The organism is Microbacterium sp. FW305-3-2-15-F-LB2 (assembly GCF_058787255.1).
Genome location: NZ_JBYSZO010000001.1, coordinates 1,706,476 through 1,731,911, shown reverse-complemented (window position 1 = coordinate 1,731,911; position 25,436 = coordinate 1,706,476). Strand labels below are relative to the sequence as shown.

Annotated in this window: 24 protein-coding genes, 1 tRNA gene and 1 other RNA gene; 12 read left to right on the top strand and 14 right to left on the bottom strand. The window is 69.2% G+C overall.

Annotation, left to right across the window (positions count from 1 at the left end):
* Positions 1-54 precede the first annotated feature (54 nt).
* Together AC3WLZ_RS08380 and aceE are read right to left on the bottom strand one after the other, a co-directional pair.
* Positions 55-1,308, bottom strand: a complete 1,254-nt coding sequence (locus tag AC3WLZ_RS08380; RefSeq protein ID WP_492470959.1) for a PucR family transcriptional regulator — start codon at positions 1,306-1,308, stop codon at positions 55-57.
* A 22-nt stretch (positions 1,309-1,330) separates the two neighbouring features.
* On the bottom strand, positions 1,331-4,057 hold the full coding sequence (aceE, locus tag AC3WLZ_RS08375; protein ID WP_412924529.1) for a pyruvate dehydrogenase (acetyl-transferring), homodimeric type: 2,727 nt from the start codon (positions 4,055-4,057) through the stop codon (positions 1,331-1,333).
* A gap of 223 nt (positions 4,058-4,280) precedes the next feature.
* On the opposite strand from aceE, the gene AC3WLZ_RS08370 reads away from it, so the two are divergent.
* On the top strand, positions 4,281-4,976 hold the full coding sequence (locus tag AC3WLZ_RS08370) for a hypothetical protein (RefSeq protein WP_492469721.1): 696 nt from the start codon (positions 4,281-4,283) through the stop codon (positions 4,974-4,976).
* A gap of 12 nt (positions 4,977-4,988) precedes the next feature.
* Here AC3WLZ_RS08370 and AC3WLZ_RS08365 read toward each other — a convergent pair whose 3' ends face one another.
* The 7 genes from AC3WLZ_RS08365 to AC3WLZ_RS08335 all read right to left on the bottom strand — a co-directional run bounded on the left by AC3WLZ_RS08365 (position 4,989) and on the right by AC3WLZ_RS08335 (position 8,824).
* Complete coding sequence (locus AC3WLZ_RS08365) at positions 4,989-5,240, bottom strand: hypothetical protein (RefSeq protein ID WP_492469720.1); 252 nt, start codon at positions 5,238-5,240, stop codon at positions 4,989-4,991.
* A 10-nt stretch (positions 5,241-5,250) separates the two neighbouring features.
* On the bottom strand, positions 5,251-5,508 hold the full coding sequence (locus AC3WLZ_RS08360) for a hypothetical protein (protein WP_492469719.1): 258 nt from the start codon (positions 5,506-5,508) through the stop codon (positions 5,251-5,253).
* Positions 5,509-5,588: 80 nt separating this feature from the next.
* Positions 5,589-5,661 (bottom strand) — tRNA-Val (locus AC3WLZ_RS08355).
* Between the two features lie 37 nt (positions 5,662-5,698).
* Positions 5,699-6,979 (bottom strand): hypothetical protein, encoded by a 1,281-nt coding sequence (locus tag AC3WLZ_RS08350; protein WP_492469718.1) that lies wholly within the window; start codon positions 6,977-6,979, stop codon positions 5,699-5,701.
* A complete protein-coding gene (locus AC3WLZ_RS08345) occupies positions 6,976-7,305 on the bottom strand; it encodes a hypothetical protein (protein WP_492469717.1) in 330 nt (109 codons plus the stop codon). Before AC3WLZ_RS08345 ends, AC3WLZ_RS08350 begins: the two co-directional genes overlap by 4 nt.
* The gene (locus AC3WLZ_RS08340) at positions 7,302-8,513 is read right to left on the bottom strand and encodes a hypothetical protein (protein WP_492469716.1); all 1,212 of its coding nucleotides are present in this window, start codon (positions 8,511-8,513) and stop codon (positions 7,302-7,304) included. The genes AC3WLZ_RS08345 and AC3WLZ_RS08340 overlap by 4 nt, the downstream gene beginning before the upstream one ends.
* Positions 8,510-8,824, bottom strand: a complete 315-nt coding sequence (locus tag AC3WLZ_RS08335) for a DUF6507 family protein (RefSeq protein ID WP_492469715.1) — start codon at positions 8,822-8,824, stop codon at positions 8,510-8,512. Before AC3WLZ_RS08335 ends, AC3WLZ_RS08340 begins: the two co-directional genes overlap by 4 nt.
* Before the next feature lie 90 nt (positions 8,825-8,914).
* On the opposite strand from AC3WLZ_RS08335, the gene AC3WLZ_RS08330 reads away from it, so the two are divergent.
* The 3 genes from AC3WLZ_RS08330 (at position 8,915) to rnpB (ending at position 11,755) form a co-directional block, all read left to right on the top strand.
* Positions 8,915-9,643 carry a zinc ribbon domain-containing protein gene (locus AC3WLZ_RS08330; protein ID WP_492469714.1) on the top strand — a complete coding sequence of 243 codons (729 nt, stop codon included), beginning with the start codon at positions 8,915-8,917 and terminating at the stop codon, positions 9,641-9,643.
* 63 nt (positions 9,644-9,706) lie between these two features.
* Positions 9,707-11,362 carry a bifunctional 3'-5' exonuclease/DNA polymerase gene (locus tag AC3WLZ_RS08325; RefSeq protein ID WP_492469713.1) on the top strand — a complete coding sequence of 552 codons (1,656 nt, stop codon included), beginning with the start codon at positions 9,707-9,709 and terminating at the stop codon, positions 11,360-11,362.
* 28 nt (positions 11,363-11,390) lie between these two features.
* Positions 11,391-11,755: RNase P RNA component class A (gene rnpB, locus AC3WLZ_RS08320), an RNA gene on the top strand.
* Positions 11,756-11,843: 88 nt separating this feature from the next.
* Here the strand turns inward: rnpB and ppgK are convergent.
* Complete coding sequence (gene ppgK / locus AC3WLZ_RS08315) at positions 11,844-12,629, bottom strand: polyphosphate--glucose phosphotransferase (RefSeq protein WP_492469712.1); 786 nt, start codon at positions 12,627-12,629, stop codon at positions 11,844-11,846.
* 97 nt (positions 12,630-12,726) lie between these two features.
* Here ppgK and AC3WLZ_RS08310 point away from each other — a divergent pair, with 97 nt between their 5' ends.
* Genes AC3WLZ_RS08310 through AC3WLZ_RS08300 form a run of 3 tightly spaced genes read left to right on the top strand, consistent with a single transcriptional unit; the run spans position 12,727 to position 17,302 of the window.
* Positions 12,727-12,933: an SPOR domain-containing protein gene (locus AC3WLZ_RS08310; RefSeq protein ID WP_412924521.1), complete on the top strand. Its 207-nt coding sequence runs from the start codon at positions 12,727-12,729 to the stop codon at positions 12,931-12,933.
* Positions 12,934-12,960: 27 nt separating this feature from the next.
* Entirely contained in the window at positions 12,961-14,301 is a 1,341-nt protein-coding gene (locus AC3WLZ_RS08305; RefSeq protein WP_492469711.1) for a glutamine synthetase family protein, read from the top strand.
* Positions 14,302-14,311: 10 nt separating this feature from the next.
* Entirely contained in the window at positions 14,312-17,302 is a 2,991-nt protein-coding gene (locus AC3WLZ_RS08300) for a bifunctional [glutamine synthetase] adenylyltransferase/[glutamine synthetase]-adenylyl-L-tyrosine phosphorylase (RefSeq protein WP_492470958.1), read from the top strand.
* Between the two features lie 6 nt (positions 17,303-17,308).
* Here AC3WLZ_RS08300 and AC3WLZ_RS08295 read toward each other — a convergent pair whose 3' ends face one another.
* Entirely contained in the window at positions 17,309-19,003 is a 1,695-nt protein-coding gene (locus AC3WLZ_RS08295) for a long-chain-fatty-acid--CoA ligase (RefSeq protein WP_492469710.1), read from the bottom strand.
* Between the two features lie 129 nt (positions 19,004-19,132).
* Here AC3WLZ_RS08295 and AC3WLZ_RS08290 point away from each other — a divergent pair, with 129 nt between their 5' ends.
* On the top strand, positions 19,133-19,447 hold the full coding sequence (locus AC3WLZ_RS08290; protein ID WP_492469709.1) for a DUF2277 domain-containing protein: 315 nt from the start codon (positions 19,133-19,135) through the stop codon (positions 19,445-19,447).
* Between the two features lie 6 nt (positions 19,448-19,453).
* Here AC3WLZ_RS08290 and AC3WLZ_RS08285 read toward each other — a convergent pair whose 3' ends face one another.
* The 3 genes from AC3WLZ_RS08285 to AC3WLZ_RS08275 are packed head-to-tail and all read right to left on the bottom strand — an operon-like array spanning position 19,454 to position 22,439.
* Positions 19,454-20,116, bottom strand: a complete 663-nt coding sequence (locus tag AC3WLZ_RS08285) for a hypothetical protein (RefSeq protein ID WP_492469708.1) — start codon at positions 20,114-20,116, stop codon at positions 19,454-19,456.
* Positions 20,113-22,077, bottom strand: coding sequence for an alpha/beta hydrolase (locus AC3WLZ_RS08280; protein ID WP_492469707.1), 1,965 nt, complete (start codon positions 22,075-22,077; stop codon positions 20,113-20,115). Before AC3WLZ_RS08280 ends, AC3WLZ_RS08285 begins: the two co-directional genes overlap by 4 nt.
* On the bottom strand, positions 22,077-22,439 hold the full coding sequence (locus tag AC3WLZ_RS08275; RefSeq protein WP_492469706.1) for a DUF6507 family protein: 363 nt from the start codon (positions 22,437-22,439) through the stop codon (positions 22,077-22,079). The genes AC3WLZ_RS08280 and AC3WLZ_RS08275 overlap by 1 nt, the downstream gene beginning before the upstream one ends.
* Positions 22,440-22,808: 369 nt before the next feature.
* Here AC3WLZ_RS08275 and AC3WLZ_RS08270 point away from each other — a divergent pair, with 369 nt between their 5' ends.
* The 4 genes from AC3WLZ_RS08270 to AC3WLZ_RS08255 all read left to right on the top strand — a co-directional run bounded on the left by AC3WLZ_RS08270 (position 22,809) and on the right by AC3WLZ_RS08255 (position 25,435).
* Positions 22,809-23,033 (top strand): helix-turn-helix transcriptional regulator, encoded by a 225-nt coding sequence (locus tag AC3WLZ_RS08270; RefSeq protein WP_492469705.1) that lies wholly within the window; start codon positions 22,809-22,811, stop codon positions 23,031-23,033.
* Positions 23,033-24,355, top strand: a complete 1,323-nt coding sequence (locus tag AC3WLZ_RS08265; RefSeq protein WP_492469704.1) for a tyrosine-type recombinase/integrase — start codon at positions 23,033-23,035, stop codon at positions 24,353-24,355. The genes AC3WLZ_RS08270 and AC3WLZ_RS08265 overlap by 1 nt, the downstream gene beginning before the upstream one ends.
* Before the next feature lie 77 nt (positions 24,356-24,432).
* Positions 24,433-24,789 (top strand): excisionase family DNA-binding protein, encoded by a 357-nt coding sequence (locus AC3WLZ_RS08260; RefSeq protein ID WP_492469703.1) that lies wholly within the window; start codon positions 24,433-24,435, stop codon positions 24,787-24,789.
* 73 nt (positions 24,790-24,862) lie between these two features.
* On the top strand, positions 24,863-25,435 hold the full coding sequence (locus AC3WLZ_RS08255; RefSeq protein ID WP_492469702.1) for a hypothetical protein: 573 nt from the start codon (positions 24,863-24,865) through the stop codon (positions 25,433-25,435).
* Position 25,436 lies beyond the last annotated feature (1 nt).

Below are 25,436 nucleotides of genomic sequence, written 5' to 3'. Positions count from 1 at the left end.
TCGTTCTGGAGATATCGGCACAAGAAATCGGCGTGTCTTTGTGCGCGCCGTGCATCAGCGCGTGATCGGTGGGCGCCGAACGGCCGATCCGCGTCGGCGCGTGGCATCCGATCCCATGGATCCGAGGATCAACGCCGTCTGCAGGATGAGGGCCTCGCGGGGGCCCGTGGCATCCCACCCGATCACCTCGGAGACGCGCTTCAGGCGGTAGCGCACGGTGTTCGGGTGCACGTAGAGCTCGCGCGCCGTCGCTTCGAGCGACCGCCCGTTGTCGAGGTAACTCCACAGTGTCGCGACGAGGTCGGCGCTGTGCGCGTGGAGGGGACGGTAGACGCGGTCGACGAGCGTCTGCTTGGCCACCGCATCGCCCGCCAGGGCGCGCTCGGGCAGCAGATCATCGGCCTCGACCGGTCGCGGGGCGTGACGCCATGCGCGCGCGACCGCGAACCCGGCGAGGGCGGCTCGGGCGCTCTGCCCGGCGTCGACGAGCGCCGCGACAGGAGGACCGAGAACCAGGTGACCGGAGCCGAAGCTCGGTTCGAGACGCTTCGCGATCTCGGTGAACGGCAACTCGCCGGAGTCCTCGCGGCCGCGCACCGGCAAGTCCGCCCGTCCCACGACGAGCACGAGGCGGGACCCCTGTACCCCGATGAGCACGTCCACACCGAGCTTCCGCGAGGTGCGCCGGACGTGATCGACATCGAGCTGCGGGGGAGTCGTGCCCACGAGCACCGCGACCTCGCCGTGGCCGTGCCAGCCGAGGGCGGCGATGCGGCTGGGCAGTTCGTCGTCGGCCTCACCGGTGAGGATCGAGTCCACGACGAGGGCTTCGAGCCGCGCGTCCCACAGACCGCGGGCCTCGGCAGCGCGCGCGTAGACATCCGCGGCAGCGAACGCCACTTCGCGCGAATACGACAGCATCGCCTCGCGGACGCGCTCGCTCCGGCCCGCGACGCGCTCTTCCATCACCTCGACGGTGACGCGGACGAGCTGCAGGGTCTGCGTCAGGCTGACGCTGCGCAGCAGCTCGCGGGGAGCCGCGGCGAAGATGTCGGCGGCGATCGCCGGGGTGGACGCGGGCTCCTCGAACCACTGAAGGAACGAGGTGATGCCCGCCTGAGCCACCAGCCCTACCGCGGAGCGGCGGGCCGGCGGCATCTCGGCGTACCAGGGCAGCGTCTCTTCGAGCCGCTGAATCGTCGCGGTCGCGAGATCGCCCGAGATCCGGCGCAGCCACACCAGGGTCTCGGCTTTCTCCTCGGCGGCCCGGGAGGTGGCGGTGCTCCCGCTCCCTCCCGAACCGTCGATGGCCGCGGAGTCCGTCACGCGATCAGGCCTCGCCGCCGGCGTTCCCGCTCGTGCCGGCGTTGACGTCGTACAGGCGGTACTTCTCGATGGCCTGGGCGACCACTGCGCGGTCGACCTTGCCCTCGTCCGCAAGACCCTGGAGGGTGCGGACCACGAGCGACGGGCCGTCGATCTTGAAGAAGCGACGCGCGGCGGCACGGGTGTCGGAGAAACCGAACCCGTCGGCACCGAGCGTCAGGTACCGCTGCGGCACCCACTGACGGATCTGGTCCTGGACGGCGTGCATCCAGTCGCTGACCGCGACTACGGGACCCTCGGCATCCCGAAGCTTCTCGGTCAGGTAGGCCGTACGGGGCGCCTCGTCGGGGTGCAGGTAGTTGTGCTCGTCGGCGGCGAGGCCGTCGCGACGCAGCTCGGTCCACGACGTCACCGACCACACGTCGGCGACGACGCCCCAGTCGTCCTTCAGCAGGCGCTGGGCCTCGTGCGCCCACGGCACACCGACGCCGGACGCGAGCAGCTGCGCGCGAGGACCCTCGCCCTCACCCACCGACACGCGGTGGATGCCGCGGACGATCCCGTCCACGTCGACGCCCTCGGGCTCGGCCGGCTGCACCAGCGGCTCGTTGTAGACCGTGATGTAGTACATGACGTTCGGGTCGGAGTGCTCGCCGCCGTACATCCGCTCGATGCCCGAGCGGACGATGTGCGCGATCTCGTACCCGTACGCGGGGTCGTACGACACCGTGGCGGGGTTCGTGGATGCCAGCAGCTGCGAGTGTCCGTCGGCGTGCTGGAGACCCTCACCCGTCAGGGTCGTGCGGCCGGCGGTCGCGCCGATGATGAAACCGCGCGCCATCTGGTCGCCCGCCGCCCACTGGGCGTCGCCCGTGCGCTGGAAGCCGAACATCGAGTAGAAGACGTAGACCGGGATCAGCGGCTCGCCGTGCGTGGCGTACGACGTGCCGGCCGCGGTGAACGCCGCGACGGCGCCCGCCTCGTTGATGCCGACGTGGATGATCTGCCCCTCGGGGCTCTCCTTGTAGGCCAGGAGCAGCTCGCGGTCGACGGAGGTGTAGTGCTGACCCTTGGGGTTGTAGATCTTCGCCGTCGGGAAGTAGGCATCCATACCGAAGGTACGGGCCTCGTCGGGGATGATCGGCACGATGCGGTGTCCGAAGCCCTTGACGCGCAGAAGGTCCTTGAGCAGACGCACGAACGCCATGGTCGTGGCGACCTCCTGCGTGCCCGAGCCCTTCTTGGGCAGCGCGTAGGCCTGGTCACCGGGGAGCTCGAGACCCACGTGCGTCGTGCGACGCTCGGGCAGGAACCCGCCGAGCGCGCGACGGCGCTCGAGCATGTACTTGATCGTCTCGTCGTTCTCGCCGGGGTTGTAGTACGGCGGCTGGTACGGGTTCTCTTCGAGCTGCGCGTCGGTCACCGGGATGTCCATCGCGTCGCGGAAGGCCTTGAGGTCGTCCAGCGTCAGCTTCTTCATCTGGTGCGTGGCGTTGCGGCCCTCGAAGTGGGGGCCGAGGCCGTAGCCCTTGATCGTCTTGGCGAGGATGACGGTCGGCTGGCCCTTGTGCTCCTTGGCCGCCTTGAACGCCGCGAAGACCTTGCGGTAGTCGTGGCCACCGCGCTTGAGGCCCCAGATCTGCTCGTCGGTGTAGTCCTTGACGAGTTCGAGGGCGCGCGGGTCGCGACCGAAGAAGTGCTCGCGGACGTACGCACCGTTCTCGGCCTTGTACGTCTGGTAGTCGCCGTCGGGCGTCGAGTTCATGAGGTTCAGCAGCGCACCCTCGGTGTCGCGGGCGAGCAGGTCGTCCCACTCGCGGCCCCAGACGACCTTGATGACGTTCCATCCGGCACCGCGGAAGAAGCTCTCGAGCTCCTGGATGATCTTGCCGTTTCCGCGCACGGGGCCGTCGAGACGCTGCAGGTTGCAGTTGACGACGAACGTCAGGTTGTCGAGGCCCTCGTTCGCGGCCACCTGGAGCTGACCGCGGCTCTCGACCTCGTCCATCTCGCCGTCGCCGAGGTAGGCCCAGACGTGCGAGTCGGCGACGTCCTTGATGCCGCGGTTGCTGAGGTACTTGTTCGACATCGCCTGGTAGATCGCGTTGATCGGGCCCAGACCCATCGACACCGTCGGGAACTGCCAGAACTCCGGCATGAGACGGGGGTGCGGGTAGGAGGGGATGCCGTTGGGGGCGGCCGACTTCTCCTGGCGGAAACCGTCGAGCTGCGCCTCGGTCAGGCGGCCCTCGAGGAAGGCGCGGGCGTACGTGCCGGGGGAGGCGTGGCCCTGGATGAAGATCTGGTCGCCGCCGGACGGGTCGTCGAGGCCTCGGAAGAAGTGGTTGAAGCCGACCTCGTACAGCGCGGCCGACGACGCGTACGTCGAGATGTGGCCGCCGACGCCGATGCCGGGCCGCTGCGCGCGGTGCACGGTGACCGCGGCGTTCCAGCGGATCCACTTGCGGTAGCGGCGCTCCAGCTCTTCGTCACCGGGGAATTCCGGCTCGTTGGACTGCGCGATCGTGTTGATGTAGTCGGTGGTCGGCACCATCGGCACGCCGAGATGCAGATCCTTGGAGCCCTTGAGCAGGCTCAGCATGATCTCGCGCCCGCGGCCGGGCCCCTTCGCCTGGACCAGCTGACGCAGGGATTCCTGCCATTCAGCGGTCTCTTCCGGGTCGCTGTCCTGCGGCCCCTGCGAATACGGATCCTGATCGTGAACAGTCACGGAAGACCTTTCGTCGTCTGGCAGGTCATGCCAGAGAATCGCCATACGTGTGCGGCAACCCTTGTCTGCTCCGCACAATTCACCGTCGTCCAGCCTAGTCAGTCGCGACCCCTCCGGATGCGCAGACGGAGGCGAGGGCGACCGGATGCCTCGGCGGCGAGGCATCCGCCCCTTCCGGCCGCGCCGAGACCGCCGAGAACGACGGCGGGTCTAGCCTGAGCGCGTGACGTCGACTGAGCACGAGGGCTTCCGCACCCGCCCCGAACACCGGTGGCCCGTGCTCATCGCACTCGGCGTAGGAACGGGGCTGTACGCGGTCCTGCCGAGCGATGTGTCCGGCGCCCTGCGGTACATCGTCGTGGGCGCCGGCATTCTGTGCGCGATTCCGATGGTCATCACCAACCCCCGGCGGCTGAGCCGCGAGACATGGGTGGGGCGCGGATTCGCGCTCGGATTCGTCGCGGTGCTGCTCGCCGCGAACCAGGTGACGTTCTTCCTTCTCGTGCAGCAGCTCCTGAACGGGCAGAGCGGGGGAGCGGTCGTGCTCCTCGGGGCCGCGCAGGTCTGGGCCATCAACGTCATCGGGTACGCCGTCGTGTATTGGGAGATGGACCGCGGCGGACCCGTGGCGCGTCGCCGCGATCCCCGCGACGAGCTGCCGCCCGCGGACTTCCAATTCCCGCAGGACTCCGACGGCGACGCGGTCAGCGAAGTGAAGCGCCGATCATCGAACACCGGCGATTGGGCGCCGGGATATATCGACTACCTGTATTTCTCGGCATCCAATGCCATGGCGTTCAGCCCGACCGACGTCATGCCGCTGAGCGTGCGCGCGAAACTCTTCATGATGGTGCAGGCGATCACGGGATTCGTGCTGCTCGCGCTGGTGATCGCGCGGAGCGTCAACGTCTTGAGCTGAGGTTCAGCTGGGTCACGGCGGGTCGGTGCGGCCGCGGCGCATGAGGAAGAGGAGGCGCAATTCCCACGCGGCGGATAGCCCGGACGAGAGCAACAGGAATCCGGCGACCAGCCACCGGATCGGCACCGCGGAGAGCATCTCCACGCTGAAGAACGAGAGGACGAGGAAGCCGACGGAGAGTACCGAGAACGTGACGAGCGCTGCCACGTGCTGCGGGAAGGAGCGCCCGTGGAGCTTCGCCACCGGACGGGCGGACGGGTTCATGGGCGAAGCCTCAGCCCTGAATGCCCGCGCCCGCACCGTGCTGCGCCTCGAAATCGCGCAGTTCCCGCCGGAAGCGCTGTAACTCGGTGATGCCACACACCACGCCACTGAGCCAGATGACGAGAGAGACCGCCGAGAACAGGCTGAGCGAACCGCCGAGCGCGAGCGCTCCGCCCATCACCAGCATGATGCCGCTCACCGAGATGATCCACAGCGCTCGGACGCGAATGCGGTCGATCGAGAACCGCTGCTGGATCAGGGAGGCCATGGCATCCACCCTGGCAGTCGGCCCCCGACGCGCAAGCCGCGGAACGCAATCGCGGGTGAACGTTCGGTGGCGAACAACGGTGGGCCCTGCCGGGATCGAACCGACGACATCCACGGTGTAAACGTGGCGCTCTACCAGCTGAGCTAAAGGCCCTGGATGCCTCGAGTCTAGCCGGAGACGTCCATGGGTCTCAGGCCCGGGCGCGAGAGATGAGCGCCGCCAGAGCGTCGAACACCGTTGCGGTGGGTTCGGCGCGGAGCGGATGGATGCCGTCCACGGGCGCTCCGACGTGCAGCCAGCCGCGCGAGGGCGAGATCACGTCGTAGAGGTCACCGCTTCCGGTGCGGATCAGCACATCGGTCCAGGCTTCGACGGTGCCGTCGGTCGCCCCGACGTGTCTCGCGAGCTCGTCCGCGGCGATCCGCTCGTCGACCTCGCTCACGGGCCAGGCGGGAGAGAGACCGAGCCACGCCGACACGAACATCGGCAGGTGCTCGGGGTCGAGAACCGCCGCGTGACGCTGGGCGCCGTCGGGAGCGGTCGCACCCCCTTCGGCCAGCGCGGGATCGTGCAGCACCAGCACGCCGCGCGGGCCCGCGTAGGCGATCAGCAGCGCGGCACCATCTCCCCGTCGCATCTGCGCGGTGAGGAGATGCTGGTTGGCCGCGAGCGCAACGCCCGCGGCACCTCCGTCCCGCGTCAAGCGACCATCCGCCTCAATCCACCCCGCATCCTGCAACTCCTGCGCCTGGGGTGTGCCGCGGTCGGCGCGGGCGAGAACACCGTAGGCCGCGCCCATCCGAGACTTCGTCGCACCGGTGAGGAGGGCCTGCAGGGCCGCGGTCGAGACAAGCGGCGCCGCGGAGACGAACGTCGGCGCCGGGACGCCGTCGAGCGCTTTGAGAGGGTGTCCAGCGCGCACACTCACCGCGGCGTCCAGCGGCGCGTCGCCCACACCGGCGGCTGCCGCCGCGACATCAGCAGGGTCCGCCGTGAGCGCGAGATGAGCGGCGACTCCGTCGAATACCGGCGAGTACCTCGTCCACTCCGAGGGGGCGCAGCTGGCCGACAGATGGACGTGGTGGGTTCCGGTCGCCCACACCCATTTGGCGACGACGACGTCCTGCCCGTCCTCCGCACGGTAGACGAAGGTGATCCGGCGACCGCGAGGGGCAGATTCGTCGGATGGAGGATGCCAAAGATCCACCGCAACGACGAAGGCACCGGGATGCTGCGCACGGGCGGCGTGCAACGCCACCGTCGAGGCATCCGTGAGCGGAGCAGTGCTCGCCACCGAGGTCAGCACGAGATTGGGGACGAAACCCCCGGGGCGCTCGACGGGTGTGAGGACGAGGTCGGCTCCGTCGAACTCGGACGCCTCGAGCCAGTTCGGGTAGGTGACGCTCGCCTGCGCCGTTTCCGCGACCACGATCTCGGGCTCGGGTGCCGCTCGGCCGGTGAAGAACTTCATGCGTGCCCCTTCGGACGGACGTCATCGCCGCGGAGGACGCGGAACCACTGGGGGAGGAGGAAGCGCGGGAGCCAGAAGAATCCGACGGCGGCGACCACCAGCAACGCGGCCCCCAGCCCGATCAGCGCGAAGAACGCCGGGCGTGAATACGGCTCAACGAGCAGGGCCAGCGTGCCCATCGCGAAACCGAGCCCCAACCACAGCCAGGCGAATCCGATCGTGGCGCCAAAGCCACGGCGAACGCGAATCCAACCTTTCCAGAGACCCGTGTAGGCGACGATTCCCCCCGCCAAGAACAGGATGGACACAAAGAGCCCGCCGGTCACAGCACGCCTCCGCTTGATTGCTCCGGGCTCCCGAGCGGGCCGGGAGCCATGATCGTCGTGTCATCGCCGCGCACGTCGTCCATGATGTCCTGCGACACGGTCTGCGCACCCCACCCGACGGCCACGCCACCGATCACGCCGCCGATGATTCCGCCGATGACCGTTCCAGGGCCCGGGAAGATGGACCCGATCCCCGCGCCGATAACCGCACCACCCCAGGCGCCGCCCGCACCGCCCAGCACGGACGAGGTTCCGACGACGGCCGTGTCGGTCCAGGCCTCCTGTTGTCGCTGATCCTCGTTCCAGTCCGGATGCCGGGTCAAAGTGTCGTTATAGCTCTCGCCGTACACGCTCCAGTAGGTCAGACCCGCACCCACCACCGTCAGCGCCTTACCCGCGTGACCGGCCCAGGCCGGGGGAGCACCGATCTCGGACGGCGCGAACTTGGGCTGACCCGTCCAGCCGGGCAGCCGAGTCGTGGGGAGAGGAGTGTCAGGGAGCAGGTTGCTCTCCAGCATCCACGCCCCCGACGGACGCTGAACCCAGATCTGACCGTCGATCCGCGAGCGCGGCCACGTCGGATTGATATCACCGGCGGTGAGTCGGATCTCATCCGGCAGCACCGCGCCGGGCCCGGGCACCATCAGGGTGCCGCGATAGCGCTCCAGCAGCTCGGAGGCGAGACCCTGAACCGCCGAACCGGCGTTGCCCGTCACGATGTCGAGACCGCCGTTGAGCGCCCAGCTGATCGAGGTGCGAAGTCCCCGGAGCGTGCTCGCGCATTCCTGGTCGGCGGCGGCCGCGTCGGCGTCGAACGTTCGGCGGTCGGCGGCGACGTCTCCCGCGTTCGGGGCGGCGGGGTCACGTTCGGAAGCGTCGACCCCGGCCTGGCGCTCGACGGTCGCGAGGTCGGCCAAGAGCGCTGCGCGCCGAGTTTCGAGCCCCGAGAGCGTCTGAGCATAGGTACGCAGAGCCGAAACGGCGGTGGCGAGCGCCGACCTGAGGTCATCGGCCGCGGGGGAAAGGCTGGCGAGAGCGCCGTAGGCAGTTTGAGCCTCGGGGGCTTCGTAGACGCCGCTCAGGCCACCCCACGTGGTGGTGATGTCGGTGACGGTGTCGTCGAGTCCGTCGAGCGCCGCAGCCAGCGTGTCCGCGGCCGCTGAGACCGCGGCGGAACTCGGGATGTCGGCGGGAGCGGGCGCGCTCACGGCTGCAGTCCGCTCATCGTGGATTGCGTCTGCGCAGCCATGTCGTAGTCGGTCTGCTCGTAGAGCGAGATGACCTTCTCGGTCGTCTCGGTGACGGTACTGACCATGCGGCGCATGCCGGCGAGCGCGATGAGGAAGGGGTCGGCGGCCACTTCCGCCAGTGCCGCGGAGGTCTCGCCGTCTCCGACCGCGGCCTGGGCGGACTCGAAAGCGCCGGCCGTGGTCGCGACGATCGAGTCGATCGCGGTCGCCTGCTCGTCGGCGGTACGGCAAATGGCGCGCGCTTGAGTGGTGTCGATGCTCCAGGTCATCGGATGGCATCCATTCATCGGTGGGGGGTCCGTGGTCTTCAGGCTAATCGAGGTCCCGGCGTGTCGAGGGGCCGGGGTAGCGTGGAGCCTGTGAACGCCGACCCCGCCGACCAGCGCAAATTGCTCGATCTCGCCGACCTCGACGCGCGGATCCGGCGCGACGAGCACGTCAAAGGCAACCCGCCGCAGGCCGCGAAGGTGCGCGAGCTGATCGCGCAGCGTTCGTCTCTCTCGCAAGAACTCGGCAACCGTGCCAACGTCCGTGACGACCTCAAGGCCGAGCTGGCCCGGGTCGAGTCCGACGTCGCGGTCGTCGAGGCTCGTGTCAAGCGCGACACCGAGCGTCTCGCGGCCTCGACCAACGCCAAGCAGGCGCAGGGATTCGAGGCGGAGCTGACGTCCCTCGCGCGCCGCAAGAGCGACCTCGAAGACGCCGAGATCGCCCTCATGGAGCAGCTCGAAGCCGCCGACGCGGCCGTCGCCGAGCAGGAGGCGATCATCGCCGACACCAACGCCCAGGGCGCTGAGCTCAGCGCCGAGGCGAAGCGGGTCGTCGCCGAGGCCACCGACCGGCTCGAGGCCGCGCGTCGCGATCGCGAGGCCGTCGCAGGTTCCGTTCCCGCCGACCTTCTCGCCCTGTACGAGCGCCTGGCCTCCCGTGGCAACGGCGCCGGACTCCTGCGCGCCGGAGCGTGTGAGGCGTGCCGCATGGTCCTCCCGCCGAGCGACCTCGCCGAGGTCCGCCGCGCGCAGACCGACGAGGTCGTGTTCTGCCCCGAGTGCGGCGCAATCCTCGTCCGCACCGAAGAATCGCGGTGACCCGCCCTGGCGTCCTCCTCGACTGAGGTCGTCGTCGGGCGCACGGCATCCGGAGCCATCGCCTTGAGCGACCTGGATGCCGACGGCTCCGTCGCCCAGACCGTCACCGTCGCGCGCGACGACCTGCCCGCCGCGATCCGCACCCGCGAGGCCGGGGGAGACGTGCGCTGGGTGTGGAGCGACACCCCCACGTGGTACGGGCCGGTACTGGCATCCGGGGTCCGCGTGGCACGCGCGTGGGACCTGCGCCTCGTGCACGCGTTGCTGCGTGATGCCGAGGCCGTCGCCGACGACCATGGCCTGCGCGCGCACGGGGAATGGGATGCCGCGGCCTCGATCACCGACGACACCGACACACTGTTCTCGCTCGGTGCGGCGAGCGAGGGCCCGCCCGACGACGTCGAGGCAGCCGCGGCAGAGTACCGCCGTCAGCGCGCCGCGATCGCCGGCGCTCGCACGCCCGGAGCGCTCCGACTCCTCGCCGCGGCCGAGTCGGCCGGGGCTCTGATCGCGGAGGAACTCCACGCCGCCGGACTGCCCTGGAGCGTCCCGACGCACGAGCGCATGCTCGAGGAACAGCTCGGCACACGGGTCGCGGGCGGTCTTCCCACGCGGGTCGAGCGGGCTGCGGTAGCCGTGCGCGATGCCCTCGGCGACCCGTCCGTCTCGCTCGACTCCCAGCCGCGCCTACTGCGCGCGCTGCACCGCGCCGGCCTGCTGGTCGAGTCGACGAACCGGTGGGAGCTCGCCGAGCACGACCACCCCGCCGTCGCGCCGCTCATCGCGTACAAGAAGCTCATGCGCCTCTACACCGCAAACGGCTGGGCGTGGATCGACGAGTGGGTGCGCGATGCACGATTCCGTCCCGTCTACGTCCCCGCCGGTGTCGTGACCGGCCGCTGGGCGTCGTCGGGCGGGGGAGCGCTGCAGATCCCGCGGCAGCTCCGCACGGCCGTCCGGGCCGACCCCGGCTGGACGCTCGTGACGGCCGACGTCGCACAGCTGGAGCCGCGCGTGCTCGCGGCGATGGCCCGCGACACGGCGCTGGCGGAGGCGGCATCCGGTCGCGATCTGTACGCCGGAATCGTGGACGCCGGAGCCGTCGGCACCCGCGCCCAGGCCAAGGTCGCGATGCTCGGCGCCATGTACGGCGCCACCAGCGGCGAGAGCGGACGCCTCGTGCCGCGGCTGCGGCGCACGTTCCCTCGCGCCATGGCGCTCGTCGACGACGCCGCGCGCGTCGGGGAGGAGGGCGGCCGCGTCCAGACCTGGCTCGGCCGCACGTCACCGCCCGCCGGCGACCTGTGGCGCGCGGTTCAGTCGCAGGCGAGCGACGCGGAGGCATCCGGGGTCGACGAGACCCGTGCGCGCCGCGCCGCCCGCGACCGCGGCCGCTTCACCCGGAACTTCGTCGTCCAGGGCACGGCCGCCGAATGGGCTCTCGCGTGGCTCGCCGACCTGCGCACCCGTCTCTCCGCCCTCGATCCGGTGGATGCCACCCGCTCCGCGCCGGCGTCCGGTCCGGCGTTCGCGCGCGTGCCGCACCTGGCGTTCTTCCTGCACGACGAGATCGTGGTGCACACTCCGATCGAGCACGCAGACGCCGTGGCAGACGCGGTGCGGGAGTCCGCGGCATCCGCGGGTCGACTGCTGTTCGGGACGTTCCCGATCGACTTCCCCCTCGACCTGCGGATCGGCGAGACGGCCGAGAAGGGCTGACCCGCCCGCGTAGACTCGAAGACGCGAATGGGTCGGCTGGACGGTCGCGTCACGGGTTCGCCCGTGCCGAGGAACGTCCGGGCTCCACAGGGCAGGACGGTGGGTAACACCCACCCGGAGCAATCCGCGAGACAGTGCCACAGAGAGCAGACCGCCCGCGCTTCACGGCGCGGGTAAGGGTGAAAGGGTGGTGTAAGAGACCACCGGGGTCGTGGTGACACGACCCGCAAGGTAAACCTCGTCCGGAGCAAGGCCAGACAGGGGATGACGACGCGGCTCGCCGAGTCCCCGGGTAGGCCGCTGGAGCGGCACGGCAACGTGTCGCCGAGAGAGATGACCGTCCACGGGGCTCACGCCCCCGGACAGAACCCGGCGTACAGGCCGGCCCATTCGCCCTGCCGCTTCACGCTCACAAAGCGACGCGGCCCGGATCGAGCTCTCTCGCTCGATCGCGGACCGCGTCAGGACGTCGGTCAGGTGCTCACTTCACCGCGGGAAGCGCCTCCACCACCGGAACCGCCAGCGACGCCGCGCCGATGATGCCCGCGTTGTTGCGGTGCTTCGCCGGAAGGATGGGTGCCCGCAGCTTCAGCATGGGCAGGAACTCCTCCGAGTGCTTCGACACCCCGCCGCCGACGACGATCAGGTCGGGGCTGAAGAGGAACTCGACGTAGTCGTAGTACCACTGCAGACGCTTGGCCCACTTCTCCCACGACAGCTCCTCGCGCTCCATGGCCGAGTACGCGGCGTAGCCCTCGGCATCCCGCTTGTGCTCGGCGCGCTGCAGGTGACCGAGCTCGCTGTTGGGGATGAGGACGCCGTCGTAGATCATGGCGGAGCCGATGCCCGTGCCGAGCGTCGTGAGGATCACAAGACCGTTCACGCCCTTCGCGGCGCCGTAGCGGACCTCGGCGATGCCGGCGACATCGGCGTCGTTCGCGAAGTGGATGTCACGAGACAGGCCGTGCTCGAAGAACTTCTCGGCCTCGAAGCCGATCCACGACGAAGAGACGTTGGCGGCCGACAGCGTGCGACCGTTCTTCACGATCGCGGGGAACGCGACGCCGAGAGGCAGGTCGTCGGGCGCTTCCAACGTCTGGAGCACCTCTTTCACCGCCTCGAGCACATCGGCGGGCTCCGCGCCCTTCGGGGTGGAGACCTTCACCCGATCGCTGATGAGCTCACCGGCATCCAGGTCGACGATTCCCGCCTTTATCCCGGTACCGCCGATGTCCACTCCGACCGCACGCGACGCATTCGTTGCCATACCCTCCAGCCTAGCCAGGCTGGGGGCCCGGATCAGTAGGATCGGGAGAGCGCCCGCCAGACGTCCGCTGCGGAGCGAGATCACGCAAGGAGCGATCGTGAGCGACGAGAATCAGAAGTACTGGTACAACCTCGAAACCGGTCAGGTCGAGCAGGGGTACGAGTCGCCGGCGATTGACCGTGCGGGCCCGTTCGACACCGCCGAGGAAGCGGCGCGCGCCCCCCAGCTGCTGCAGGAACGCTCGAAGAAGTGGGCCGAAGACGAGGCCCGCGACTCCGACTGGGGATCCGGCTCCGGCCGCTGACCCCTCCCGACCGAGACGAGGATGACGATGGACAAGCAGCGCGATTTCGTCCTGCGGACGATCGAGGAACGCGGCGTGAAGTTCGTACGCCTGTGGTTCACCGACGTGGTCGGAACCCTGAAGTCGGTGGCGATCGCCCCGGCCGAGGTGGAAGGGGCGTTCAGCGAGGGCCTGGGCTTCGACGGTTCGGCCATCGAGGGTCTGACGCGGTCGTACGAGTCCGACCTGCTGGCGCTCCCCGACCCCACGACGTTCCAGATCCTGCCGTGGCGCGGCGAGATCGACCCGACCGCGCGCATGTTCTGCGACATCACGACGCCCGACGGTCAGCCCGCGGTGGCCGACCCGCGGCACGTGCTCAAGCGCACGCTCGCCAAGGCCGCCGACGCGGGGTTCACCTTCTACACGCACCCCGAGATCGAGTTCTACCTGCTGAAGTCGTCTCAGCTCGGCCCCGACGGGCGCCCCGAGCCGGTCGACTCCGCCGGGTACTTCGACAACGTCCCCGGCGGGACGGCGCACGACTTCCGTCGCCGTTCGGTGCGCATGCTCGAAGACCTCGGCATCTCGGTGGAGTTCAGCCACCACGAGGGCGGCCCGGGCCAGAACGAGATCGACCTGCGCTACGCCGACGCGCTCACCACGGCCGACAACATCATGACCTTCCGCACGGTGGTAAAGGAGGTCGCGATCGAGCAGGGCGTGTACGCCACGTTCATGCCGAAGCCGCTCAGCGGTCAGCCCGGTAGCGGCATGCACACGCACATGTCGCTGTTCGAGGGCGACATGAACGCCTTCTACGAAGAGGGCGGCCAGTACCAGCTGTCCAAGGTGGGTCGCCAGTTCATCGCGGGTCTGCTGCGTCACGCGAGCGAGATCTCGGCCGTGACCAACCAGTTCGTCAACTCGTACAAGCGCCTGTGGGGCGGCGACGAGGCACCGAGCTTCATCTGCTGGGGCCACAACAACCGCTCGGCGCTCGTGCGCGTCCCGCTGTACAAGCCGAACAAGGGCCAGTCGACGCGCGTCGAGTACCGCGCGCTCGACTCGGCGGCGAACCCGTACCTGTCGTACGCGCTCATGCTCGCCGCGGGACTCAAGGGCATCGAAGAGGGCTACGAGCTGCCCGCCGAGGCCGAAGACAACGTGTGGTCGCTCACGGACTCCGAGCGCCGCGCCCTCGGCTACGCACCGCTTCCGGCGAGCCTCGACCAGGCGCTCGGATTCCTCGAGGAGTCCGAGCTCGTCGCCGAGACGCTGGGGGAGCAGGTCTTCAAGTACGTGCTCCTGAACAAGCGTCGCGAGTGGCAGCAGTACCGCGCGCAGGTCACGCCCTTCGAGCTGCAGAGCAATCTCGAGGCGCTCTGACCCCGCCGTGGTGATCTCGGGCGATCGATCGACGGCGCTCACCGCCCTGGCCCGCACCGGCTTCTCGCGTCTCGCGGAAGCCGATGCGGGTCTGGGCGAGCTCGAACAGCTCACGGGCGCCGGGCGCGTGGATGCCATGGAGCTGGCGCACCGCGTCGCCGACCCGGACCGCGCGCTGTCGGCCCTCGTGCAGATCGCACGACGCGATGCCGGGGCCGTCCGCGCGGCCGCGAACGACCCGGGCACGTGGCGCGCACTGTGGGACATTGTCGGTGCGTCCGACGGCTTCGCGGAGTTCTACCTCCGGCATCCGGACGAGATCGCCCACCTCGCCGGCGCAGGTCTGACCGTGCCCGACGAGCAGTCCATGCGCGCCGAACTGCTGGCATCCGTCGGCGACGAGGACGGCTTCGCCGCGGACGCCTCGGATGCGGCGTGGGTCGCGCTGCGCGTGCGGTACCGCCGCTTACTCGCCCGCATCGCCGCATACGACCTCGGGCAGGACGACCCCGCGGGCGCGATCGACATGGTCTCGGCCGCCCTCGCCGACCTCGCGGGCGCCGCCCTGGAGGCGTCGCTGAGCGTGGCCCGTGCGCGCGTGACGGGCACCGGCCCCGGCACGTTCCCTCGCGCCCAGGTGGCGGCGACGCGGTTCGCCATCATCGCGATGGGGAAGACCGGCGCCCGCGAGCTCAACTACGTCAGCGACGTCGACGTGATCTTCGTCGGCGGCACGTCGGACGAGGAAGTCGTCACCGAGGCGCGCGCGATCGACATCGGCACGCGGCTCGCGGTGCAGACGATGCGCGGGATCTCCGGCCCCGAGATCGAACCCCCGCTGTGGGAGGTCGACCCGAACCTGCGTCCCGAAGGCAAGCAGGGGGCGCTCGTCCGCAGCCTCAGCGCCCACCGCCAGTATTACGACCGGTGGGCCAAGAGCTGGGAGTTCCAGGCTCTCCTGAAGGCGCGGGCCATCGCCGGCGACGCCGCGCTCGGCGCGGAGTACATCGCCGCGGTGCAACCGCTGGTGTGGCACAGCGCCGCGCGCGAGAACTTCGTCGAGGGCGTGCAGCGCATGCGCGAGCGCGTCACCGAGAACATCCCCGGATCGGAGGTGAACCGGCAGGTCAAGCTCGGACCCGGTGGTATCCGTGACGTCGAGTTCACCGTGCAGCTGCTCCAGCTCGTCCACGGGCTCACCGACGAACGCATCCGCCAGCGCGGAACGCTCGAGGCTCTCGACGCGCTCGTCGCCGAGGGATACATCGGGCGCAGCGAAGCCGAGGCGTTCGGCCGCGACTACCGGCTGCTGCGCCTGATCGAGCACCGCCTGCAGCTGCGTGGCTTGCGCCGTACGGCGCTGCTTCCCGAGAAGGAGGACGACCTCCGTGTTCTCGCCCGCGCGACCGGGCTCGCGGACTCCGCCGCGGGCGTGCAGTCGGCGTGGGAGAACATCAAGCGCGAGGTCCGTGACATCCACGTCCGCCTCTTCTACCGTCCGCTGCTCTCAGCGGTCGCGTCGCTGCCGGAGGGCGAGCGTTCGCTCTCGACCGAGCAGGCACGCGACCGTCTCGCCGCCATCGGCTTCCGCGACCCGGCGGGTGCCCTCCGTCACATCGCGGCACTCACGAGCGGCCTCAGCCGGAAGGCGACGATCCAGCGGCACCTGATGCCGATCATGATCCGGTGGTTCGCCGATGGCGTCGATCCCGATTACGGCCTGCTGGTGTTCCGGCGCATCAGCGAGCGGCTCGGCAACACCCCGTGGTTCCTGCGGATGTTGCGCGACTCCGCGGGCGCCGCGGAAAGCCTCACGCGCGTGCTGTCGGGATCGCGGTACATCGGCGAACTCATGGAGTGGATCCCCGAGTCGGTCGCGTGGCTCGATGACGACGCTCTGCTCCGCCCCCGCTCGGGCGCGGCGCTTCAGGAAGAGGCGCGCGCGATCCAGACGCGCTGGGACGACATCGAGGATGCCATGCGCTCGGTGCGCGCGCTCCGACGCCGCGAAATGCTCCGCGTCGCGATGGCCGCCGTCCTCGAGGTCGTGTCGATCGAAGAGCTCTCCGATGCTCTCACCACGATCACCGAGGTGACGATTCAGGCGACACTGCGGGCCGTCCGCCGCGAAGTCGTTCCGCCGGAGGACAACGCCCTCGACTTCTCGGTCATTGCGATGGGACGCTTCGGCGGCCGCGAGATCGGGTTCGGCTCGGATGCCGACGTGATGTACGTCTACCGCGCGAACGGTGTCGATCCGCAGCGCGCGAGCGCGCTGGCATTGAAGATCGTCGCGGGCCTGCGCGAGCACTCCGAGGACCACCGCCTCCCGCTCGACCTCGACGCGGAGCTGCGTCCCGAGGGACGCAGCGGCCCCCTCGCCCGCTCGCTCGACGCCTACGCCGAGTACTACCGCCGGTGGTCTCTGTCGTGGGAGGCGCAGGCGCTGCTCCGCGCCCGCGGTGTTGCGGGAAGCGTCAAGCTCATCGCGGACTTCATCGCCCTCGCCGACGACGTGCGCTACCCCGCCACCGCCGACCCGAACGGGCTGCGCGAGATCCGCCGCATCAAGGCGCGCGTCGAGAACGAGCGCCTGCCGCAGGGCGCGGATCCCGCGCGGCACCTCAAGCTCGGTCCCGGGTCGATCAGCGACGTCGAGTGGCTCGTGCAGATCCTGCAGCTGCAGCACGCGCGGGCGATCCCGGCGCTGCGGACCACGTCGACCCTCGGCGCGTTGCAGGCCGCCGTCGAGGCCGGCCTCATCGCTCCCGACGCCGCCGCGAAGCTCGCGGCATCCTGGCATCTCGCGAGTCGCTTGCGCTCGGCGAACACGCTGCTGTCAGGGCAGACGAGCGACGTGCTCCCCTCCGATCGAGCGCGGCTCGACGGCATCGGGCGGATCCTCGAGTACCCGCCTCGCTCGGCCACACAGGTAGAGGAGGACTATCTCGGCGCCACGCGGCGCGCGCGTCGCGTGTTCGAGAAGCTCTTCTACGGGTGACCCGGCTCAGGATGCCATCAGTCGTTCCCGCACCTCGCGGCGCAGCACCTTGCCGATGAGGGAACGCGGCAGGTCGTCGACGACGACCACACGGCGAGGGACCTTGTACGCCGCGAGCCGCGACTTGCAGTAGTCGCGGATCGCCTCGGGCTCGATCTGCACGCCGTCGCGGACGACGATCGCGGCCGCGACGTCCTCCCCACCGCGGGGCTTCGGCAGAGCGACGACCGCGGCACCCTCGATGTCGGGGTGCGACACCAGGACGTCTTCGACCTCGCTCGGTGAGACGTTGAAGCCGCCGGTGATGATGATCTCCTTGAGCCGGTCGACGATCGTGACGAAGCCGTCGGCCGCAACCGAGGCGATGTCGCCGGTGCGAAGCCAGCCTCCGTCGAGCAGCGTCGCTGCGGTGTCGGAGGGACGGTTCCAATAGCCCTCGAACACCTGGGGTCCGCGCAGCAGCAGTTCGCCGACCTCGCCGAGCGGGAGGTCCGTCTCGGGGTCTTCGGGGTCGACCACCCGGATGTCGGTGCTGGGGAAGGGCACGCCGACCGTGCCGGGACGGCGGGACGGCCCGATGGGGTTGCCCAGCGCGACGGGCGAGGACTCGGTCATGCCGTAGCCCTCGACGAGCAGACCGCCGGTCGCCGCCTCCCACCGGTCGACGGTGGCGACGGGCAGACTCATCGCCCCGGAGATGGCGAAACGCACGGTCGACAGGTCGACGGTGCCGCGGGTGGCGGCGCGCGCGAGCTGGTCGTAGATCGGGGGGACGGCCGGGAGGAAGGTCGGCGGGCTCTTCTTCGCCGCGGATGCCACGAGATCGAGGTCGTACTTGGGGAACAGCACGAGCCTCGCGCCGATGCTCATCGCGAACGTCAGGCACAGCGTGAGGCCGTACGCGTGAAAGAGGGGGAGGACGCCGTAGAACGTCTCTTCACCGTCGTGGAGTCCCGGGACCCACGCGCGCCCCTGCATCGCGTTGGCCCGCAGGTTGGCGTGGGTGAGGACCGCGCCCTTCGGTGTTCCGGTCGTGCCGCTGGTGTACTGCAGAAGGGCGATGTCGCCGAGCAGGGGCCCCTGGTGCTTGCGCGACAGCTTCCCGTGGGTGAGCAGCTTCTCCCACGGCGTCGGGCGCTTCGACGTCGGCGCGGCGGTGAGCTGCGCCCGCGACTCTCGCGCCTTCTTCACGGGCAGCCGCAGCGCCACGCGGGTCCCGAGAGGCATCGCCCGGGTGATGTCGACGCTCACGATGTGCTGGAGCGCGAGGTCGGAGGGGAAGTCGGCGACCATGTCGGCGACCTTGTCCCACACGATCGCGAAAGTCGCACCGTGGTCCTCGAACTGGTGCCGCAGCTCACGAGCGGTGTAGAGCGGGTTGTGCTCGATGACGATCGCGCCGAGCCGCAACGCCGCGTAGAACGCCACGACGTGCTGGGGGCAGTTGGGCAGAACGAGCGCGACACGGTCGCCGGCCTTCACCCCGAGGCGGCGCAGCCCCTCGGCCGCACGGGTGATCTGGTCGCCGAGCTCGCGATACGTGGTCTGTGCGCCGAAGAACTCCAGCGCGACGCCCTTGCCGTAGCGGTCGACGGAGGCGGCGATCATCTCGGGCAGAGTCTGCGACGGCTCGTCGATGTCGTGCGGCACGCCCTCGGCGTAGGAGCTGAGCCAGGGACGCGACGCGTACGGGGAGGGCATGGCATCCATCCTCCCGTGCCCGGCCGATGCCGTGGTGACGCGCCGCCTGTGGGGATGCCGGGAGCTTTCCCCGCCCGCACCCCTTCCGCGCTGCTTTCGCGACGCGGGGGAGCGGCCTACCCTGTCGGCATGTGCCGCAACATCGTTCCCCTCCACAACTTCGAGCCGCCGGCATCCGATGACGAGTGCCACGACGCCGCGTTGCAGTTCGTCCGCAAGATCAACGGCACGACGAAGCCCTCGCGCGCGAACCAGGAGGTGTTCGAGCGCGCCGTCGACGAAATCGCGGCGGCGACTCGACGATTGCTCGACGATCTCGTCACGGCGGCGCCCCCGAAGACGCGCGAGGTCGAAGCGGCGAAGCGCCAGGCGCGCTCGGCCGAACGCTACGAGGCGATTCGCGTGTTCCAGGAGCAGAAGCGCGCCGCGCGCTCGGCGTCCTGAGCCAGCTCAGCCCTCCTGGAATGGGTCGAACAGGGGAGTGGCATCCGGGCTCTCCAGATCCGGGATGCCACTGTCGTCCGGCACCGCGGTCAACGGCCCGCGCAGTTGCTCGAGGAGCGCCGCAGCGTCACCCGGCTCGCACGTAGAAGTCGCGCGGAGTTCCAGCACGTCGACCGTGCCCCCGGCAGGATCCGCCGGGATCATGTCGACGTCCAGACGCGACACCTTCGCCTCGGGCTTTCCCGCGACGATCACGATGTTGTCGATGCCCTCACCGTAGGTGGGTGCCGGCTCGACCTGCCATCCGTTCTCCGTCATCCAGGTACGGAGCTGTTCCATCCTCTGCGGTCCCTGACCATCGAACGAAAAGCCCTCCGGGAGCTTGCGTCGCAGGAAGAACTGGTAGCCGCCCTCGCACTGATCGGGAACGTCGCCATACTCTCCGACACGCCAGTCCCCGTCGAAGATCTGCTTCTGCACAGCGGCGACGGCCGCCTTGTATTCGAGGTTCACCGCCTTCGCATCGTCGAAGCCCACGGTGCTGCTGGGCGCCGGACTCGGCGTCTCATTCGGGGACATCTGCGGACCTCCACATCCGGACAGAACGGTCGCGGTGACCACGGCGCTCGCGACGAGTACGGGGAGGGTTCCCCACCTGCGTTGGGTCATCGGCTCGCTCCTGTCGTGTCGAGTGCCTCGCGCAAGCCAACCACGAAGTGCTTGAACGACTCGGCAGACGGGTCGAGGTACCCCGTCTGTTCCGTGGGCTCGTAGAGCGGGATGGGCGACCCGTCCCCGCCCACGCCCCACCCGACGAACTCGTCCTTCGTGCTGTTGTGGGCATCGTGGCTGTCGGTCGATTCGCCGTACTCGCCCCGAGGTGATCCGTAATCAGCGACGACACCGCCGTTCGACCCGAACGACTGAACCCCCGGCACGTCCCGCGGGTCCTCCGCGTGCAGGCTGCCGAGCCAGTCCTTGCGTCCCCACGCGGCGATGCTGTCGTCGTCGGCGTGCGTGGCCGACACCGTCGTCTCGCCCGAGCGGATCTGCTCCGCGAGCTCGTCGCCCGTCTGCGCGGTGATCCCCGCCGAACCGAAGAACCAGACGTGCGACACCAGTCCGGGATTGTCGGCGACGGCCTGACCGGTCATCGTCGTGCCGAGCGAATGCGCGCCCGTGTTGAGCTGCGCGCCGGGGTTCACCGCGTGCAGGCCTCGGAGCGTCTCGGACAGACGCGCGGCTCCTGCATCGGGCCGATCGATGCCGCCGACGCTGAGTGCGCCGCCGGAATCCCAGTCCATGACCAGCACGACAGCCGTGGTGCTGCTCTGACCGGTTCGCTCCAACTCACTCGAAAGCGCCGACTGCAGGTCTGCACTGCCGCGTGCCCACTCCTGCAACGAACCGAGATCCGTCCGGATGCCATGCGTCAGGGTCGTCACCTGATCGGCGGTGTCGACGTCCCCGAACGCGATGTTGGCGCGCGGAGACCCCTCGGTATCGATGAAGAAGCTCAACAACGTCGGCAGGGAACCGTCGTCCGAACGCTTCTCCACGACCGAACGCAATTGGTCGAGCTTGCTGCGGGTCTCGTCATCGAGGTCGTCCCGCGCCAGGACGTCGGCGAGACCCGCGCGGTTGAAGATGCCGCGCTGATCGGCGGGGATGCCGTTGAGGTTCCCGACGACGAGCGGAGCCAAGGCGAGCAGCTGCCCGAGAGGACCGCCATTCCATTCGCCGTTCGGTGCCGCGGCGGAGGCGGCCGCGAGATCGGTGAACAAATCGCCGGCGCGCTCCGGTTCGACGAACGCGACGGATTGCACGAAGTCCGGGTGGGCGTCGAGCCACCGCTGCGCGTCGTCGGCGTCTGCCGTGGAGAGCCAGTCGATGCGGCGTTCGGCCGCCCGCCCGAGGTCGTACGTCAACTGCTCCGAGAGCGAACGACTCACCGACGCGGCGGACGGTACGCCCGGGTACGCGGACTCCGAGAATCCCCAGAACAGCTGTGCGACCCGCACGGGCTCACCGCCGGCACCGAGCACCTCCGTTCCGCCCGAAACGTTGCGCAGGCGCGATGCGAGCCGGTCCTCGGCATCCTCCACGTCCCGGCGGAAGCGGTCGATGTCGGAGCGAAGGGTGTCGAGTGCGCTCTCGGCGGAGTTCAGCGTCGTGGAGGCGTTCAAGCGGGAGAGCGACGCGTCCGCCGCAACCGAGGCATCCACGTCGGATCCCCGCGTCGAACGATACGTGGCGTTCGCGCGAGCCGAGGCGTCCGCCGCGGAATCGTAGGCGGCGACCACGGACGGGATCCGGGATGCCAACTCCTCACGGCGCTGCTTCAGATCGGGGAACTCCGATGACCCGGCATCCCACAGCGCGTTGCGCGCCTCGACCAGCGACTCCGAGAAGCCCCGCGCATCGGAGGCAGGGCGGTCGAGCATGCGCGGCACCGCTTCCGCACCGGTGACATGGAAGACCTCGGTGTCGCCCAGGACACTCCAGCGCTGTTGCACATCGGCCATCGACGTCTGCGTCGCATTCGCGACGGAGACGAGTCGGTCGCCGAGGCCGGTGAGCACGGCGGGGTCCACCACCTGGGGCAGGTCATCGACGCTCGGAGTGCTCATCAGTACCCCTGCCCGTAAGACACCGACGAATCGATGCCCCACTCGTCCAGCGCACGCGACTCCGCCTCCGCCGTCGTGACGGACATGTCCACGTCACCGGTGACGACGGCGGTCGTGGCCTCGCTCACGGCCGACGCCGCGGCGGCCACCACGTGGGCGAGCTTCCCGGGAACATACCGCCGTTCGTCGAGCAGGTCGCTCCAGGCACTCGCGAGGGAATGCCGGCCGTCGACGGTGAGACTCAGACCTTCGAGTGCGAGGGCATCCATGTCGTCGATCGCCTGCGCGATCCCCGCACCAGCGTCGTCCACGCCCGCCAGCACGCCGATCACGCGGTCGGGATCCACCCGGTAGTCGCTCACGATGGCCCCCTTCATCGGATTTTCACTATGCCGGATCCCGTCCGAACCACCAGGGGCACTCCCGGTGACGGGCAAAATCCTCTACAGTGCCGCCCCGCGAACGACGAAGCCCGCCCCCGCGAACGGCGGGGACGGGCTTCGTCGTGGATGATCCGGCGATCAGACCCCGAAGTACAGCTCGGCTTGAGGATCTGAGAACCGGAGGGTACTCCTTGGGGCCGTATTTCCCGAGAAATACAGGGAAGTGCGATGTCAAGCATGAGCAAGGTCGTTACCGCGGCTGTCCGAGAACCCGTCCGTTTACTTGATTCTTGGCTGTTCTACGGGGGTCGCCGGGGGTCAACGGGTGGTGCCGCCTACCTCAGTAGTATGACCGACGATCGTCCCCGCCTCTGGACCCCGCGGGAGCTTGCCGACTACACCGGCATCCCGGTCAGGACGCTCGCTGACTGGCGGACAGAGCGTGCGCGCAGCCGAGGTCTCGGGTTGCCGTTCGTTGCGCTGTCGTCGCACAACGTCCGCTACCGCGATGAGGACGTCGAGGCGTTCATCTCGGGGCGGATCGTGGCCCCGATGGATAGGACGGGCGACTGATGGGGCGGCCAAAGCGTGCGATCGGCGAACTCGGCGCGGTGACCTACACAGTCGAGCCGAACGGCCTCATCGTCGCGCGCGGGCGGGTCTATGACGGCAGTGGGCACGAGCGTCGTCCGAGCGGCAGCGGAGCGACTGAGGAAGAGGCGTTCGCTGCTTTGCGAGCGGCGGCTGATGTCGTTGTCGGTCGAGTCCTGGCGCGACGGACGCAGCTCATGACCGTCGCCGAGCTGGCGACTGCGTGGCTGAAGACTGCGTATCACGACGATGATCCACGGGTGCTGCGCCAGCGCCGCGAGCAGACAGTCGACGGCTACGCATCGATGATCCGTGCGCATGTCATCCCGCGCGCCGGTGCCATCCCCATCGCCGAAGTCACCGCCGACCGTGCTGACGGGCTGCTCATGGATATCGCACGGGAGAAGTCGGCGACGACCTCGAACAAGGTTCGGAATGTGATGTCGCTGATGTTCGACTGGGCGATTCAGCAGGGGCATTTCTCCGCTGCCGGGTCGATCCAGAAGACGCGGTACGGAGCGGTCGTCGTGGCGAACCCGATCCGTGCGACCAGACGCTCGGATGAGCCGGACACGGTGTACTTCGAACTCGACACGGTGCAGGTCAAGTACATCCTCCACCTCATCCGCGACGTGTGGCCCGAGCGGCACCGAGCGCGGTATCCGCTGGGCCGACGGCCCAACTACAAGCTGCTCACCAACTACATCTTGATCACGCTCGGCACATCCGAGCGGACCGCGGAACCGATTGCGATTCGGTTCCAAGACGTGCGGTTCGAGGCGGTGGAACAGCCGGATGGAAGTCTGACGATGGACGCGCTCGTGTGGGTTGGCGGCACGATGGTCCGCACGAGATCCCGCGGCCTGTTCCGTCAAGACTCGCCCAAAGCGGAGCGGCAGAAGCGATGGGTTCGCGTTCCGAAGTTCGCGGCGAAGGTTCTGAGCGAACTCGTTGCAAACCATGTTCCCGACCCTGAGCGGAATCCAGACGACGTACTGTTCACGACCGAGCGTGGTCGTCCGCGCGATCCCAGCGCGCTGGGCGAACTGTTGCGGATGTTCCGCCGCGAGTTCGAGCCGGAACTGCTGGCTATCGGGGTCGACGCCGAGCACCTCACTTTCCGTAGTCTCCGCAAGGCAGTCGCTGCGGCGGTATCGGACACGGCTGGCGTCGAGGTCGCACGAGACCTGCTCGGGCACAGTGACTCAGCGATCACTGAAGGGCACTACGCAAAGCGCCCCGAACTCATTGTCGAAGTCGCGGCTGACGCGCTCGACGAGGTGTTCGCGGGCATCGACGCATGAACTGCAAGGCTCAAGAAAGGGATGCCGCATGAACACTTGTATTGTCCAGAGTGTGCAGGCGGAGGTAGGATGGGGTCATGACCATGACAAGCTTGACGATCAACCCGGAGGATGTGCGCTCCAGCGCCGGGGCGCGCCCGGCTTGGCTGGAGCAGGTCGCCGCGTATGTGCAGCAGGCGGCAGCCGACGGGGAGACGGTGACGCTGACGGCGAAACGCCGCATGATGACCCCCGAACAGGTCGCCGACGCGATGGGCGTGTCTCGTCCCACCATCTCGCGGAAGATCAAGGCGCGGGAGATTCGCGCGGTCAAGGTCGGCAATCGCAATCGCATCCCCTACGAGGAGTTCGAGCGGTACTGGCGCAAGACGATGGGCGACCTCGTGGAGCTGACGCGCGATGAACTCCGTGACGACCTCTTCGGCGATCAGTGAGCTGACGCGCGTTCTCCTGGACGCGAACATCATCGCTAAGCCCGTCACTCGGACTCTGCTGGTCGTCGGCGGGGTGCCGAGCGGCTTCCGCGCCTTCTGGAGCCCGGCTGCCGAGCGGGAGGCCCAGGTGCACATGCGCCTGAGGGCGTTGCCGCCGTCGAGTGTCCGGGAGCGATTCGACGTCTTGCTCGGGCCGACCGGCACAGGTGCGGAACGCTTCGTCGGGACGAAGGGCGCGGATCGGCAGATCCTTGCCGATTCTGCGGCCGCGGGCGCGCGGTTCCTGGTCACCGAGGATGTGGACGACTACGGGCTGGACGATCTTGCTAGCGTCGGTATCTCGGCGGTGAACGCCGATCTGTTCCTCGCCGCGCGGCTCACCCGCGATGCCTACTCGACGGTGATCGACCTCTTCGTCGAGCGTCAGCTCAACCCGCCGACCACGCCCGCGCAATTCCATGCCGCCATCGCCAAGAACCACCCGCGCCTGTTCGCCGCACACGCGGACCTCTACGAGGTCGAACCCGAACACGGCATCCACGGCGAACCGGAGGTGATCTTTCGCGGCGCGCGCTGCCTGCGCTGCGAGCAGATCATCGCCGACCCCGCCACGATCGTCGACGGGCTCGGCCCGGAGTGCCGCTGAG

What these genes read in the sequence shown, in the direction of transcription:
- AC3WLZ_RS08365 (WP_492469720.1), bottom strand. Translation starts at nt 5,240, where the DNA reads ATGAACCCGTCCGCCCGTCCGGTGGCGAAGCTCCACGGGCGCTCCTTC.
- AC3WLZ_RS08360 (WP_492469719.1), bottom strand. Translation starts at nt 5,508, where the DNA reads ATGGCCTCCCTGATCCAGCAGCGGTTCTCGATCGACCGCATTCGCGTC.
- AC3WLZ_RS08350 (WP_492469718.1), bottom strand. Translation starts at nt 6,979, where the DNA reads ATGAAGTTCTTCACCGGCCGAGCGGCACCCGAGCCCGAGATCGTGGTC.
- AC3WLZ_RS08335 (WP_492469715.1), bottom strand. Translation starts at nt 8,824, where the DNA reads ATGACCTGGAGCATCGACACCACTCAAGCGCGCGCCATTTGCCGTACC.
- ppgK (WP_492469712.1), bottom strand. Translation starts at nt 12,629, where the DNA reads ATGGCAACGAATGCGTCGCGTGCGGTCGGAGTGGACATCGGCGGTACC.
- AC3WLZ_RS08305 (WP_492469711.1), top strand. Translation starts at nt 12,961, where the DNA reads ATGGACAAGCAGCGCGATTTCGTCCTGCGGACGATCGAGGAACGCGGC.
- AC3WLZ_RS08295 (WP_492469710.1), bottom strand. Translation starts at nt 19,003, where the DNA reads ATGCCCTCCCCGTACGCGTCGCGTCCCTGGCTCAGCTCCTACGCCGAG.
- AC3WLZ_RS08290 (WP_492469709.1), top strand. Translation starts at nt 19,133, where the DNA reads ATGTGCCGCAACATCGTTCCCCTCCACAACTTCGAGCCGCCGGCATCC.
- AC3WLZ_RS08285 (WP_492469708.1), bottom strand. Translation starts at nt 20,116, where the DNA reads ATGACCCAACGCAGGTGGGGAACCCTCCCCGTACTCGTCGCGAGCGCC.
- AC3WLZ_RS08280 (WP_492469707.1), bottom strand. Translation starts at nt 22,077, where the DNA reads ATGAGCACTCCGAGCGTCGATGACCTGCCCCAGGTGGTGGACCCCGCC.
- AC3WLZ_RS08270 (WP_492469705.1), top strand. Translation starts at nt 22,809, where the DNA reads ATGACCGACGATCGTCCCCGCCTCTGGACCCCGCGGGAGCTTGCCGAC.
- AC3WLZ_RS08265 (WP_492469704.1), top strand. Translation starts at nt 23,033, where the DNA reads ATGGGGCGGCCAAAGCGTGCGATCGGCGAACTCGGCGCGGTGACCTAC.
- AC3WLZ_RS08260 (WP_492469703.1), top strand. Translation starts at nt 24,433, where the DNA reads ATGACCATGACAAGCTTGACGATCAACCCGGAGGATGTGCGCTCCAGC.